General features: G+C 68.8%; 10 protein-coding genes. 6 read left to right on the top strand and 4 right to left on the bottom strand.

Features of this window, described 5'->3' with window-relative positions; genetic code table 11:
- Positions 1-181: 181 nt before the first annotated feature.
- Entirely contained in the window at positions 182-2608 is a 2427-nt protein-coding gene (locus IE145_RS27510) for a DEAD/DEAH box helicase (protein ID WP_189528153.1), read from the bottom strand.
- A gap of 198 nt (positions 2609-2806) precedes the next feature.
- Here IE145_RS27510 and tap point away from each other — a divergent pair, with 198 nt between their 5' ends.
- The 6 genes from tap (at position 2807) to IE145_RS27480 (ending at position 11538) form a co-directional block, all read left to right on the top strand.
- Entirely contained in the window at positions 2807-5038 is a 2232-nt protein-coding gene (gene tap, locus IE145_RS27505; RefSeq protein WP_189528152.1) for a telomere-associated protein Tap, read from the top strand.
- Between the two features lie 15 nt (positions 5039-5053).
- Complete coding sequence (gene tpg, locus IE145_RS27500; protein WP_189528151.1) at positions 5054-5611, top strand: telomere-protecting terminal protein Tpg; 558 nt, start codon at positions 5054-5056, stop codon at positions 5609-5611.
- Between the two features lie 1160 nt (positions 5612-6771).
- A complete protein-coding gene (locus IE145_RS27495; RefSeq protein WP_189528150.1) occupies positions 6772-7650 on the top strand; it encodes a nucleic acid/nucleotide deaminase domain-containing protein in 879 nt (292 codons plus the stop codon).
- 941 nt (positions 7651-8591) lie between these two features.
- The gene (locus IE145_RS33510; protein ID WP_229825867.1) at positions 8592-9338 is read left to right on the top strand and encodes a WD40 repeat domain-containing protein; all 747 of its coding nucleotides are present in this window, start codon (positions 8592-8594) and stop codon (positions 9336-9338) included.
- Between the two features lie 92 nt (positions 9339-9430).
- The gene (locus tag IE145_RS27485; RefSeq protein WP_189528148.1) at positions 9431-10957 is read left to right on the top strand and encodes a WXG100-like domain-containing protein; all 1527 of its coding nucleotides are present in this window, start codon (positions 9431-9433) and stop codon (positions 10955-10957) included.
- Positions 10958-10974: 17 nt separating this feature from the next.
- The gene (locus tag IE145_RS27480) at positions 10975-11538 is read left to right on the top strand and encodes an SUKH-4 family immunity protein (protein WP_189528147.1); all 564 of its coding nucleotides are present in this window, start codon (positions 10975-10977) and stop codon (positions 11536-11538) included.
- A 19-nt stretch (positions 11539-11557) separates the two neighbouring features.
- Here the strand turns inward: IE145_RS27480 and IE145_RS27475 are convergent, their stop codons facing one another.
- From IE145_RS27475 to IE145_RS27465, 3 genes are all read right to left on the bottom strand, one after another.
- The gene (locus IE145_RS27475) at positions 11558-13027 is read right to left on the bottom strand and encodes a UvrD-helicase domain-containing protein (RefSeq protein ID WP_189528146.1); all 1470 of its coding nucleotides are present in this window, start codon (positions 13025-13027) and stop codon (positions 11558-11560) included.
- An 82-nt stretch (positions 13028-13109) separates the two neighbouring features.
- Positions 13110-14000, bottom strand: coding sequence for a DUF6083 domain-containing protein (locus IE145_RS27470; protein ID WP_229825865.1), 891 nt, complete (start codon positions 13998-14000; stop codon positions 13110-13112).
- 133 nt (positions 14001-14133) lie between these two features.
- A complete protein-coding gene (locus IE145_RS27465; RefSeq protein WP_012377433.1) occupies positions 14134-14397 on the bottom strand; it encodes a helix-turn-helix transcriptional regulator in 264 nt (87 codons plus the stop codon).
- Between the last annotated feature and the right edge of the window lie 409 nt (positions 14398-14806).

The following is a 14806-nucleotide window of genomic DNA, read 5'->3' as shown; positions in this document are numbered from 1 at the left end:
TTGATCTTGGTGCCGCCCGGCGCCCTGGGTGGTGACATACGTGTGTTGGTGCATAACCGATGCGTGAGTGAGGGTGGGCGGTCAAGCGCGACAAGACGGTCTGCAACCGGCCCGACTGCACGATCCTCAAGCACCGGGAGGCAGCCGCAGGCCGGTGAGCCGGCTTGCGGAGAACAGGGGCCTACGCCACGGCGGCCGGGACGGGGTCGGGGGCGCACCAGTCTCCGTCGAAGAGGGCGGCGACGAGGGCTTGGTGGTCGGCGGGGAGCTGGCCTTCGCGGTGCTTGGTGCGGGTCTTGGCGAACCAGGGGCCGATCTGGACGGTGTCGCCGTCGACGCGGAGGGTTTCGCGGGCGGTGGGGGCGCGGCCGTGGCGGTGGAGGAAGAGTTCCAGGAGCTGCACGGTCTGGGCGAAGGTGCGGCGGGTGCGGCGGGCGGGGGTGAGGGGGCTGGTGGCGGGGGTGAGGCCGAGTGCGGTGAGCAGGTCGCGTTGGCCGGGGTGGAGAGTGGCCCAGCGGGTGAGCTGGCGGGTGAGCCAGGAGGGGATATTGACCCCGGCGATGCGGGTGTCGGGCGTGAGGGCGGCGGGGTCGTTGCCCGCCTCCAGGTGGGTGCGCAGGAGGTGGTACTTGCGGTGCCAGTCCGCCCCGTGAGGCAGTCGCCAGTTCGGGTCGATGGCGGTGAGGGCGTCGGTCCGGGTTGGGGTGAGCTGGTCGGTGGCGGCAAGGTGTCGTTGTTCGGCGAGCCAGGCGCCGAGTGGGGTGGTGGCGGGGGCGGCGAGGTGGCCGTGGGTGCGGTGGTGGTCGGCGGCCGCGGCGAGGTGGGAGCGCCAGGCGGCTTCGTGTTTGTCCCAGATCATGTCCAGGGCGTCGAGTTCGGCGATCCAGTCCGCCTCCAGGCGGCCGGCTTTGCGGGCGTCGCGCATGGTGGTGATGAAGGTGCCCAGGGTGTGGCCGGTGGGGTCGGTGTAGTCGGCGGGGACGTCGAGGTGGCCGTACTGGTCGTGGTAGGCCTGGGCGGCGGCGAGGCCGAGGCGGCGGGAGCGGGATGTGGCCGGGTCGCGGGGGTCGAAGGAGACCAGGTCCATGGCCTGGGCGATGCGTTCGGGGTGGACGGTGAAGTCGAAGTGCCAGCGGCGTTCGATGACGTCGCTGGTCTCCTTGGGCAGGCGGTTGGCCTTGTCGGGCAGGCGTTCCAGGATGCGGTGGTCGTGGCTGGCCAGGGCGGAGGCGATCGCCCACACCGGCTCGTAGGCGGTGCCGAGGATGTCTTCGGGGCTGGCGCCGGGCGGGAGGCAGACGGGGACGATCAGGGAGGCGGTCTTGCCGGATACGTCCAGGCGCAGGGCGCGGCCCAGGGCCTGGACGCAGCGGACGACGCTGCGGGTGGGGTCGGCGAAGACGACGGCATCCACGCTGGGGATGTCGACGCCTTCGGCGACCAGGCGTGCGTTGGTCAGGATCGCGGTGGCGGCCTGGGCGAAGCGCGTGAAGGTCTCCTCGCGCCGCTGGGGGGTGTCCTCGCCGTGGACGAACAGCGTCTCCGGCAAGGTCGCGGGGACCAAGTGGGGTGCGGTGGCCGCGAGCTGGCGCAGGGTGTGGGGCAGCTCGCGGGCGAAGAGACGGGCGTCGGAGGTCAGGTTGAAGTAGACCAGCACCTTCTTCAGGCCGTGGTCGGCCATGGCGCGCAAAACGGCCAGGTGCAGGGCGGTGGTACGCAGGGCCTGGTCCGGTCCCTCGCCCTCACCGTCGGGGTCGGGAGCGGGGAGGTTGATACGGCGGCGCAGGTCCTCGTCGGTGAGAGTGGGCACCACGATGCGGTAGTCCGGTGCCCGGCCGTCCTCGATCGCCTGCGCCAGCGGATACTCGAAGATCTTTTTGCCGTAGACCTGTTCGTTGTCCATGGAGTTGGCGAACAGGTCGGCTGCCGGGCCCGGGAGGTTGGGGATGCGGCGGCGGGGGCGGGTGGTGTCGGCGGACTCGGCCAGGTCGGGGGCGGCGAAGATGCGGGGGGTGGCGGTCATGTAGAGGCGGCGGTCGGCCCGGATGCGCTGGTTGTCGTGGACGGCGGCCCACTTCTTGTCCGGGCGGCCGGCGATGCGGTGCGCCTCGTCCATGATGGCCAGGTCGAACGGCGGCACCGCGTATGCGGTGTTGCGGGTCTCCTGGATCTTGTCGAGTGAGTCGTAGGTGCAGATCAGTGTCAGGGCCGGGATCTGGTCCTCCCTCTCCCCCACGACCGACATGAGGGCGGCCAGGGTGACGGGGTCGCTGCTGGACATGACGCGGGCGGAGACCAGGGCGTCGCGGCCGGCGGCGTCCATGGAGGAGACGATGACCATGTGCTCGGTGTGATCCTCGCGCCGCCATGCCAGTGCGGTCTGGGCGGCCAGGTCGAGGGTGGGCACGACGAACAGGACCAGGCGCGCCTGGAGTTCGTCGGCCACGCGGATCGAGACCAGGGTTTTGCCCGTTCCGGTTGCCGCGACGTACAGCCCTCGCGTCCCGGGGCGCCGCAGATGCCGCGCCAGCCGGTTCACCGCTTCCGCCTGGTCGGGGAACAGCGCTCGCTTCCCCTGCAGGCCGGGGGTGGCGGCAACCACGGTCATACAGCACTCCTGAGGGCGGTGCGGGCGGCGGCGGGGCGGCGACCGCCCCGCCGGGCGTCACGGCAGGCCATTTCAAGGGCCCCAACGACTTCACGCTACCACCACCGCTCCCCTATGTACGGTAAATATGCGCGATTCCAACGCTAGTTGTGCGGCTAGTGTGCGGTTCGGGGGTACAGTGGGTGGCGGAGGTTCACCATGTCCGAGTTGTTCGATGCCATTGACGCGCTCGTCGCGTCCCGGTCGCCGCTGCCGCCGCCCGCCGAGCGCAAGCGCCTGCGGCAGGCCCACGGGCTCACCCTCGAAGAGGTGGCGACCACCCTGGACGTGCGGCGGGCCACCGTCGGCGCGTGGGAGTCGGGCAAGACCGAACCCCGCCCGCCCCAGCGGGAGCCCTACGCCCACCTGCTGAAGCAGCTCGCCCGCCTCTACCCCTCCCCCACGGCCACCGAGGGCGGCACACCGCCCGCCACCCCGGCTGCCACGGCACCCGCCGTACCCTCCGCCGTCGTCGAGGTAGCACCTCCCGCGCCTGTGGCGGCGGTGGCCGCCCCCGTACCGGCCTCTCCCGCCCCGGCCCCTGCAGCCCCACCGCCGTCGCCGACTGCCGCCCCGCGCCCGGCACGCGGCTCACGCCGCCCCGGAGCACCCCGGGCCACCATCGCTGGCTCCCCTGCTCCCGCAGGATCCGGCACGTACGGGCATGGTCCGCTGCTCGTCCTGGACGCCGATGACGAGCGGCAGGTGACCGGGTACGGCACCGGCGGCCTGCTCCTGGACGTGCCCGCGGGGTCCCTGCCTTCCCTGGTCGAATGGGCGCTGTCCGAGGCGCGGGTGGGGGCGGAGAAGCTGCACGCGTCAGGTAAGGACGCCGACCCGCTGCTGGTCCTGACCGCAGCGGCGTGCGAGCGCTACGGCCTGCCCGCTGCCTTGTCGGACGAAGAGCGGTCGGCCGGGCGGCTCCCGGAGGGCCACAAGGTCATCAAGCTGCTGGAGCGGGCGGGGTGGAAGCTGACCCGGCGCGGGCTGGGCCCGTGGGCTCGGATCTACCGCCCCGTCACCGGTGGGCGGCGCCAGTGTGTTCAGCTGTGCATCCCCTCCTGGAATGCCCTGGACGACCGCTCCTGGGGCCACGCCGCCACGCTGGAGCCGGCGGAGCTGGCCCGGGTGCTGGGGGTGTACGCGCAGCGGGTGATGACACCGGTCGGGTCCACCGCGGTGAGCGGACTGGAGCTGATGACCGCGCTCAACCCGCCCACTCGCGCCAGCGAGCCGGATCAGGACGGCAAGCGGCACTCCGAGCACCGGCCCGGCTCCCTGGGCAAGGAGCCGGTCGATCCCGCGCCGTGCGAGGCGATCGACGGGCACCCCGTCCTGGCCCACCTGCCCCGCTTCCACATCCGCGGGCCCCAGGAGCGGCTGTTCGAGGAGGCCTACGACTGGGCGCGGGACCTCACCGACGCGGAGTGCATGCAGCCCCATCTGGTCGGCATCGACGTGAACCTGGCGTTCGGCGCGGCCGCCAACGGCGCCGTCGTCGGCCTCGACTCACCCCCGGAGCACGTCACCCACCCGGTCTTCAACCCGGCGGTGCCCGGCTCGTGGCTGGTGGACCTCTCCCATGTCGACCTCAGCAGGGTGAAGGTCGCCAAGCAGTGGCGCGACCTCCAGGGGGGTCTGCTGCCCAGCCCGTTCACCCCGACCGGAGAGCGTCCTGAGGGGCCGGCCTGGTATGCGACGCCGACCGTGGCGTACGCCGTCGAGCTCGGCTACGACGTCACCCCCCTCGAGGCGTGGTTGCGGCCAAGGAGCGGGCGGTTCCTGGACGGCTGGTACAAGCGGCTGCGCGACGCCTACGTCGCCACCATGGCCGACCTGGGCGTGGCGGAGAAGCTGCCCCCCGGTGAGTTCCTGAAGGCGATGGACGGTTACAAGGGGCGGGATCCTGAGCTGGGGATCGTGGTGGACGCGGTGAAGATGACCGTCAAGGGCGGCATCGGCAAGCTGCAGGAGAAGGCTCGGGGCGGCGGGTGGGTGCCGGGGCAGGCGTGGCCCGCGCTGGCCCGGCCGACATGGCGCCCCGACATCCGGGCCGCCGTCATCTCCCGGGCCCGGATCAACATGCACCGCAAGATGGTCGCCCTCGCCGCGGCCACCGGCCGCTACCCGGTCGCGGTCCTCTCCGACTGCGCCGTCTACACCGCCGACGGCCCCAGCCCCCTGGACGTCCTGCCCTACGACCAGGACGGCAAGACCGTGCCCGGCAGCTTCCGCCTCGGCGTCTCCCCCGGCATGGTCAAGCACGAAGGCACCCAGGACGTCCTGTGGGGTGTCGGGGTACTGGAGCAGCTCGCTGCGGAGGGCAAGGTCGCCAACCTGGCCCGGTACATCAAGAGCGGTGAGGTCACCGCCCGGGACACCGGAGAATAGGAAGCGTACGGACGGATGGTCACTGTTGAGGAAGAGCTCGGCCGGGCCGTACAGGGGGCGTTCACGCGCCCGGTGCCCAAGTCCGCCGGGGCCCAGATGCGTTACCTGGTGCGCCGGCACCGGGGCAGCACCCAGCAGGTCGCCGAGCTGCTCGGCATCAGCCGACGCACGGTGGAGCGGTATGTGAAGGGCCGGATCAAGCACCCCCGCCCGCAGCTGGCTGCCCGGCTGGAAGAGGAGGTCCGCACGCGGTGGCAGCCGCAGGTCAGAGCCCGGGCCCGGCAGAAAGCAGCCACCACCGACGGCATCATGATCGACGTCCAGGCCCGGTTCGGCTACACCGCCGCCGCCGGATCCACCGACCAGTCCCGCATCCGCCACCTCACCCTCGCCCTCCCACCCCACCACGCCGCCCGCCTCCTTGACGCCCAGGCCGCAGGAGCCGACGAGGACCAGCTGCTCCAGCTCACCGCCGAAGCCCTCGGCGAGACCTACTTCCGCGACAACGGCCGCCGCGCGCACGGCCTGGAAGTCGAACTCACCGACATCCTCGACCTCCAGTTCAGGCTGTAGACAGGGGTGATAACCCGGCGCGTCCGCGCGCCGTGACAACCGGAGCACGGTGGTTGTCACGGAGGCAGGCTCGTTGTCACTTGCGTGGCCGAGGGTCGGGCTCGGGGATGTCGGCCGACTCCATGATGGCGGGTCGGCGTCCGCCGCAGCAGGCGACCACTGCTGTCGCCGTGGAGTTTCAGGAAGATCGTGAACCACGACGCCTCGTCCACCTCGTCGATGGATTCGGTACGAAGGGGTTCTTCCCCGTTCTGCACGAGGATGTCGATGCTGCTGGCCAGGCGATCGATTGTGTAACCGCGCCTCAAGGAGTGGTGATCCGGCCCTGGAAGACGCCCGCGTGGCGGTTCGCCGGGACCAGGCCGTCTCAGACAACGAAGCCAGCCGCGGCGATCAAGGCGTCGCGTGCAGGGCCGCACGCCGGGGCCTGGTCGCGGAGGATGGCGATGAGGTCGTCGCGAGTCATACTACGACCAGGTGACGGGAAGGCCGACGATCGGCTGCAGGTGACAAGTGCAGCGCCTCTCCGTTGGCAGTCCGGCTGCTCCGGACCTGGCTCCTGCGCAGCCTGTGCGGTGCGGTCGGTGACAACTACCGCGCCTCGGCGCGCCGGGTTGGCGACAGCACGGCCGGGCGGTTTCTATGGCGTCCGGGCCCTGACGCTCGGCCGCGCAGCGGGCAACGCCCGCTGCATCCGTCGCCAGAGGAGCGGCCAGAAGCATCACCGCATCATCTGCCGTACCCGCCCTTTCCTTCACAGCGCGTACCGCCCGGGGCCGGTTCCGCACGGAAGAAGAACTCGTGAACCCTGCGGCCACTCTCCATCGCACCGCCGACCGGCGGGAAAGCACCGGCGGGTACCACCAGGCTCTGGTCCCGTTGCTGACCGGCTCGGGCCAGGGGCTGTCCATCCCGGCTGCGCGTGATGCCCAGCAGGCCCGGCTGGAGGCCGAAATCCTGCGGCCTGCCTGCGCAATGGGCCGTTGAACTTTGCCAGGAAGTTCCCGAGCCGTGATCCGGTCGTCGGCCGACCGTGGTGCGGAGGGAGAATCGAGCCGGTGCGCGGCGACGGGTTGGCTGGGATGCCATCGAGCTCACGTGGTGGGGCTCGGCTAGGGTCGGCTGTGTTCATCGGCCGGACCCTTTTCCGTGAGGTACCTATGCCCTCTCCTGATTCCTCTGCCGAACTGGTGCAGCATTTCGGTTCAGAGGGACTGCGCGTGTTCCGGCAGGGTTTGCTGGGAGTGAGCCTGCCTGCGGAAGTACGGAATCTCCTGCAGGAGGCCGGGGTGCCGCGAGGCGTTGGCCCCTACTTCCTCGCAACCGGTGCTGAGGATCCGGTGACGCTTGGAGCGGTCGCCGCGCGCATGGGTGGGTTGCAGCCGTCTGCGCCCATGGCGGCTTGGCTGCGGATCGGTTCCGATGGTCTGGCACATCTGTGTGTACGTCCGGATGGCGCGGTTCAGGCCGTGGTGCTCTCGGAAGCTGTGGAGGACATGTTCGTCAGCACCGATGTGGTTGCGCTGAACGCTTCGCTTCTGGCTTTGGACCGGGCTCAGACGGCGATGTTCGGGGTTTCCAGTCTGGCAGAAGGGGCTGCTGTGTTCCAGGGGCTCGCGGCTGAACTGCGGCGTATTGATGCTTCTGCGTTCGTTGAGCGGGAATCGTGGTGGCCGCGTGTGCTCGACGACATCCGGCACACGCTGAATTTCCCGTTCTCTGCGGCGTTCGAGTACGTCGGCAGCTCTGGTGCCAAGCAGGTGGCCACCGAGGTTGCGGGGGTCGGCAGGCCGCATCCGGAGGAGGCACTGTGGCGGCGTCTGTCCTCTGAGGGTGTGGAGCCCGGTCAGGTGCGGCGGGTCCACTGCGAGTTGGAGCCCTGTCTCATGCCGGGTCACTACTGCTCCGCCTGGATGCAGCAGGCTTTCCCTCAAGCGGAGTTCACGCACAGTTTCGACTATGGGGAGACTGCGGAGTCCCGGGAAGAGGGCTTGAAGCAGTTGATCCTTCATGACGCCGAGACGCGACGGCGTGGATGATGCGCTGGGATCGTCCAGCCGGGGGAAGGGAGCCTGCGGCTGCTGCTCTGCTGGGGTGGCTGGCCGATGCACAGGCCCCGCGCCTGTGCCTGGTCTCCGGCTCTGAGGGATGCGGCAAGTCGGCTCTGCTGGCCTGGCTCGTCCATCACGGCAGCCGGCCAGGTGGCTTGGCGGAACGGACGGTTCACGCCGTCGTTCCTCCTTCTCCCGACGAGAGTGTCCTGGCTACGGTGTGGTCGATCGCTGACCAACTCGGCGTGGTGGCCCGCGCCCCTTGGGAGCTTGTCCCGATATTGGCGGCGGATGGCCGTCGCACCGTGATCGTGCTGCCGGATGTTCGCGGTGAAGCGGTTGCGGAGCTGGTGCTGGCCCTGGTCGGCGTGCCGGGCATCCGGTTGGTGGTCGAGTCCCGGTCGGGTAGTCCTGCGCATCGTCTTCTGTCCGGGTCCGGCTGCGCGGAGCTGGATTTGGACCTGGAACAGTGGCGTGATGAGCGGCACTTCGCCCAGTGGCGGGCCTCTCAGCCCTCGCAGCCTGTGGTGGCTGGGACGTCGAGGTCCGGCCCTGTCGTGGATCTGTGCGATCCGGTCGCCGTCTGCCGGGCTGACGCGTCGACGGTCACCGCTGGTTACGAAAGGGCGCGGAGGGGCGAGTGCGGAGGGCTGCGGGAGGCGTGGTTGAGGGCCGGGCAGTCGCTGTGCCGAGACCAGGAGTCAGCTTCTCGTGCGCTGACCCTTCTCGCCGCTCTGGGGGACGGTGCGGACCCCAGCCTCGCTTCCGCTTTGTCGGAGGCGGCTGCGGCTTCTGCGTGGCGCTGGGGGTGGAGTCGAGTCAGTGGTGACCTGGTACCGCCGTGGCCGGGCCCTGTCAGTGCTCTGGCCGTAGGGGAAGGGCCCCTGGCGGGCGCCGTGTTGGTAACTGGGCCCAGCGGGTCGGTCCGCGTGGTGCGGATGATTGATGGCGGTGCGCGGGGGCGGATTGCTCTGGGCGGCTTTCACCCGCACTCGGTATCGGTGATGGCGGACGGCACGGTGCTGGTGCTGGATGAGGCCGGTCGTGTTCACGCGGATGGCAGCTGGGTCGCGCGGCCGACGGGATCAGGGATCGCGCGGCTGCTCGATGAGGGTCCCACCGGCCGGGAGGTGTTGCTGACGGTGCTGGGGGATCACGTCGGCACGGCGATCGCGTGTGCGGCGGGTCCGGACCTCGGGATCGTGGCGGTCGGCGACGCCGCGGGAGAGGTGCGGACGTTCGGGGACTGGGAAGGTGCTGCGGTGCTGCACCGGGGCCAGGTGAACGCTCTCGCGGCCCTGGGTGTCCCGGTGGACAGCCAAAGGGTGGTACCCCTCGTTTACAGCGGTGGTGCGGACGGCACGGTGCGGGCCTGGAGCCCGGGGCATGCTCCGATGGCTGCGGCCCTGGCCGAGCGGGACTCTGCGGTGATCTCCATCGATGCGGCTATGACGCAGAACGGTCCGGCTCTGGCGGTGGCTTGGGGAGACGGGGTGGTGGAATGGATCGGGGTGGATACCGGTGCGCGGCGGACGTTCAGACCCGGGCCGCCGGTCCGGGCTGTCGCTCTCGCGCCGGATGGCCGACTCCTGGTGGGGATGGACGAGTATCTGGTCTGTCTTGCGCCAGGGTCTCGTGAACAGCAGACGCCGGATGGTGTGCAGAGGAGACCGTAGTTCCTGCGCAGGGTCTGCATCTGTTCAGGGTTGACGGCTGATCAGCTGTACCCGGAGGGTAAGCACGACCGGGGGACGACGGGGGGGGACACGTGGGGAAGCAGCTGCCCGATGATCTGGTGGAGGTTCTGAGCCTCATCGGAATCGACTGGCCACAGATCGATGAGGACGAGGTCAAGGCTTCGGCCAAGGACTACCGGAATCTGGCCGACGGCATTCGTGATGCCGTCAAAGAGGGCAACAACGCCTGCTCGCACATCGTTGCGGGCAAGAGCAAGGGTGAAACCGTCACAGCGATCGACCGGCGCTGGGGCAAGCTGACCACACGAGATCTGTCGACGTTCGCCAAGGGATGCGACACACTCGCCGATGCTCTGGACGACTGTGCCGATCTCGTTCTCGGATGCAAGATCGCGATCATCGCGAAGCTCAGTGCCACCGCGGCCACGGCCGGTGCCGGTGTGGTCGGCATGTTCTTCACTTTCGGGGCCAGCGGCCTGCTGTCCGCCGCAGCGATCGCAGCAGCACGCCTGATCATTCAGGAGCTCATCGATACCGCCGTGGAACGGATCACGTCGATCGTCACGGACAAGATCGAGGGCAAGATCCTCGGGGAACTCGAGAAGCTGTTCACGGACCGGCTCAGCGGCGGCAGCACCTATGACGTGATGGCCTCGGGCAGCAGCGCTATGGCCCAGGATCTGGTCATCGAGTTCGACGAGTTCGAACGCTCCGCCAGCGACTACCAGAAGACGGCCACCAACTTCGACAAGAAGAAGGGCGCCTTCAAGAACGGGGGGCTGCAGCGCAAAACATCCGTCAAGAAAGACAGCCGTTTCCACAAGCTCGCCACCGTCATGGACAAGGCCGAGGATACCGTCGAAGAAAAAGCTCACGAGATGGTGAAGACTCTTGAAGATCACGGCGGGAAGATCGACAAGAGCAAGCGCGAGCAGAGAGAAGAGGACGAGCGGCGCAAGAAGGAGTTCGAGAAGTGCAAGGTCGACGGGGATGACGACGTCCGCACCTACCTGCTCAATGCGGACGGATCGGTGCAGCGCCTCGACGAAAGCGGCAGAACGAGCTCTCTCGACACTGAGGACAGGAGCCGGCTCAACGGCGTTGTGCTGAACAACGGGAAAGCATGGATCCCCAGCACTCCGAAGGAGAAGAGCGAATTCTACGCCGACTCCAAGCATCCGGGCCGGGCTCCCTCAAGGAAGATCGGCTTCGGCAGTCAGGACGACCTGGTCCAGGCAACACAAGCCGCCAGGGCCGCCCGGGGCGACTACAAGGGAACCAACTACGCTGCCGGCCGGTACATCGAGCCCGGCGGGAAGGAATCCATCCTCGTCGGCTACAGCAACAAGAACGGGCACTCAGAACGCATGATCGGACGCCCACTCCTACACAACGGAAAGGAGGGAAATCTCACCGAGATATTCACCGAACGAGAACCCTGCAGAAAGAACCCCGAATGTGCACGCTGGCTGGACTTCTACTTCAAGCAGGACCTGAAGGTGACACACGTCGCCGACTACTACACACCGGAAGGCAAGACAAGTAATACCGAGCACACTAAATATCTCAACCACGTCAAAAATCTCCACGGCAAGTAGATTCGCAGCAGGGTAGGATGATACGCGTGAACTTCTCCATCACTCCGAACGAATTGGTACAGGCCTATGGCCTGGACAACATCATTTATTTCCCGCAAAGCACTGCTGCCGGATTCGACGCGCGTTCCGCCGGCTTCCTGAGCTTCGTGGGCCTTCCGCACTCTGAGGTGTTCACCTCCAGGGAAGACGTCGAGGACCCCTACCCGGCGGACCTCGATGCGATCACGCTCGGCAGCCGCTTCGACCACTACGGCATGCCATGCCCGGCGGAGAGCCGGTCCTGGTGGATGCTCGGCTACCTCTTCACCTCGCTCATCGCCCTCGACCCCACGTCGGGGAAGGTCTACGCGTTCCCCGAGGGATCGGACAGCTACATCCCGCTCCACCGCGACGTCGAGTCCCTGGTCTACGCACTCGTCGAGTTCCGGAAGCTCGAGGTCGACCACGACAACGACGTGGACCCCGAAGAGCTTTCGGCTCGCTTCAAGGAAACCGTCGGCGCCTTCGACCCCACGCCCTTCGCCGAGGAGGACTCCCAGTGGAACCTCTCACTGGAAGAGCTGGAACACGGCATCTGGTAACACCGCAGCGCCGAAGGGGCTACGCCGTGGGAATGCCATCGGGGTGATCGTTGATCCATGACAGGCCACCCAGGTCAAGCCTGTGGCGGGCGCGGGTAACAGCGACGTAGGCAAGGCGTGCTTCCGCTTCGTCGACAGGACCGGGGACAGGGCGCCCGTTGGCGTCTTTCTTGTCGGTGTCGCGGGGTGGGGTGAAGTCGTCGGCGATTTTGACGCATGCCCATTCGCGCCCCTTGGACTTGTGGGCAGTCGAGACGGTGACATGGGCGGTGCTCTCGAGGTCTAGACGGTGAACAGCGTTGAGGATGGCGTCGGTTCCGTGAGTGTCGACGAGGTCGACAAGCGGCTGGAGATCTCGCCCCGCGGGGTCGTTCGCGGCGTAGTCCTGCAGGTCACCCCAGGCGGGGAAGAGAAGCAGTTCTGGGTGGGAGGTACGTCGGCCGGCTTTGAGGTCGTCGGCAGCGCGGGCGAGTGCTCGCAGGGATTCCCCTCCCCCGGTGAGAGCTACGCGATGGCCTGTATCGAGGAGTTGCATGACTTCGTGCATGGCGCCGACGTTGGTGCGGCACAGGATGGCGTCAGGCTGGTCGACGGAGCCGAGGGTGGTGGAGATCGTGTGGGTGCCCGTGAGGCGCAGGGGTGCGGCGGCGATGGAGAGCCAGCGGTTGGCTTCGGTGGCGAGGTCGGGGCCGAAGCGGAAGGACTGGGACAGGGTCAGGGCCGTGCCGCGAAAGACGGTCATGATGTCGCGGGCGCCGCGCCACTGGTAGATGGCCTGGGCGGAGTCCCCGACCATGACGAGCTGGGCATGATCGCGCTGGGCGTTGAAGACCTGCTCGACGACGGGGTTGGTGTCCTGGGCTTCGTCGAGGAGGAGGAAGTCCGCAGGGATGTTCGGTTTGGTCAGCGCCCAGATCTTGAGGTAGTGGTCATGGTCGAAGCGGACGACGCCGGCGTCGGGGTTTTGCAGGTCGGCCCATGCTGTGCGGGCGAAGGGCATGACTAGTGCGGTGAGTTCGCGGTGGTGGCCGGCGTCTTCGAGGTTGCGCAGTCGGGGGACGTGGTGGTCGGCGATGGCGGGGTCTGCGGAGTGGCAGAAGCGGGTGACGGTGCGCAGGGTCGCGTAGGACAGGGCGCGGGGTGAGAGGTCTCGGTCGCCGATGCGGATGGCCTTGGTGATGCCGAGGTGGTGGCCGGTTTTCCAGCTGGGCTGGCGGGGGCTGTTGAGGCGGGCGCGGTAGCGGTGGCCGACTGTGGCGTAGGCGAGGGCGTGTGCCGTCTTGCAGGTGACGGTGGAGGGGAAACGTGCTGCGGCGTCTTGGGCGATCGCTTTGTTGTAGGCGATGTAGCGGCCGCGGCGTCTGGTGCCGTGGGCAAGGAGCGCGAGGGTGCTGGTCTTGCCTGTGCCCGCTCCTGCTTGGAGGGCGAGGTGGTCGCCGGCGTGGAAGCCGTCGGCGGCGGCGGTCTGTTCGTCGGTCGGGGTGGGCACCGGGGGTCTCCGTGGGTTGGGGCGGGTGCGCCGGGGCTGGTGGGGTGGCGGGCGTTGCCGGGGACGTGTGACGGGCCGGGCGTTATGTCCCGTGGTGCTGCGTGCGCGTGCTGCCGGGGAGGCGTGGGTGGATGTGCTGGTGGTGGAGCCGCGGGTCGAAGGGTTCCCACTCGGTGACGGCGAGGTCGGCGGCTGAGGAGGTGGCGTGGCCGGAGCAGTGCTGGTGACGCCATCGCAACTGCTCGGTATAGGGCAAATGCGTCAGGTCGTAGACGGCCATCCTGCCCACGGAGAGAGAAGGGGGCCGGCGGCGGAGGTGGGTGGTGGGGAGCAGGCTCCAGGTGCCGGGCGGGGCGTGGTCGTCGAGGACGGAGCGTGTGCAGCGGTGCCGCTGGCGGGTCTGGGCTACGCATTGGATGGCGTCGATGGGGTGGCTGGCGATGTAGCGGACGCTGAGAAGCTGAGCGATGGGCCGGGCCGGTCTGCAGGATTCGGTGGCCTCGGGTGCAGGTGGGGTGGCCCGTGCGGTGAGGGTGCCGTTGTTGATCAGTCGGCGGGTGTGCAGGGCGAGGTGGCGGCGCAGCGCGGTGAGCTGTGGGGTGAGGGCTGCGGGAGCGCTGCGTGCGGGGCACAGGGCGGTGTGCGGGATGCGGCACCACAGGGTGCCGTCGTAGGCGGGGTGGGCGATGCCGGAACTGACGTGCCAGCGGCTGACGGCAGGCACAGCGGCGGCGGGGAGTTCTTGAGGGTGGAGCCCCACGGCTCGGTCGTCGGCGTCCGTGCGGGGGTGCCAGTCGACGCGGTTGCCGCAGTCAGGGCAACGGCCCTGCTGCGCGGTGCGGACGAGGCGGGTGGGGCTGTCGGGGGCGACACGCAGGGACCGTGAGCGTGGGGTACGGGCAGGGGTGCCGTCCCACCGGCGAGGGGATGAGGCGTTGGCGGAGCACATGGCGGTGAAGGTGGCAGGTGACACGCCGGTACTGCGGGGAGCGTGCCGGTGTGTCCTGCGGACGGCCCAACGGAAGGGAACCTGTGTGCGATCTCTCGCGCAGGAGTGCCTTTTGGTGACTGGATCGGGTGATCTCTCAGGCCGCCGCGTCGGGCGGTCAGGGGGCGGGTTCGGCCGGGGGTTCGTGGCCTTCGCAGAGGCGGGCGAAGAGGTGGTCGACGGGGACGTCGAGGGCGTGGGCGATCGCGTGCCAGGTCTTGAGTGATCCGATGGTGCGGCCCTGCTCGATTTCGATGAGGGTGCGCCTGGCCAGGCCGGTTCGATGGGCGAGCTCATCGTAGGTCCAGCCGTGTTCGCTCCTCAGCCGTGCCAGCTCCAGGCGGAGGGCGGTGAGGTTCGGGTCGGGCGGGAAGATCGTCACCCCACCATCCGAAGGTGCAGACACCTGCCCTGTCAGTGCAGACCTCTGCCCTATTTCCGCAGGTCGCCGCACCTCCGCGCAGGGCAGAGGTCTGCACTACGGTGTGCTGCCGCCCCACTCCCCCAGCCCACTGCATCAGCAGATGAAGCTCGCCGAGGACCAGGAGAAAGACCGATCAGATGAGGCTCTGCACGACGCACCCGGTGGTGCGACGCATCTGGACCGTGGAGCTGCGCCCTGAACACGGAGGGACCATGCTGAGCTGCTTGCAGTGCTCGCCGTCCGCTCCGACCATGCGGACGGCGCCGTCTCAGGCACTGACCCACCTGGCCGCTCACGCCCGCCGTGACTTCCTGCCCAGGCACCTTCGGACCTGCCAGTGCCACTCACACGGCTGTCGGTGGCACTC

Origin of the sequence: Streptomyces sindenensis (genome assembly GCF_014649035.1) — a bacterium.
GTDB classification, from domain to species: domain Bacteria; phylum Actinomycetota; class Actinomycetes; order Streptomycetales; family Streptomycetaceae; genus Streptomyces; species Streptomyces sindenensis.
The sequence above is the reverse complement of the archived record's forward strand: the minus strand, read 5'-3'. Positions and strand labels throughout refer to the sequence as shown.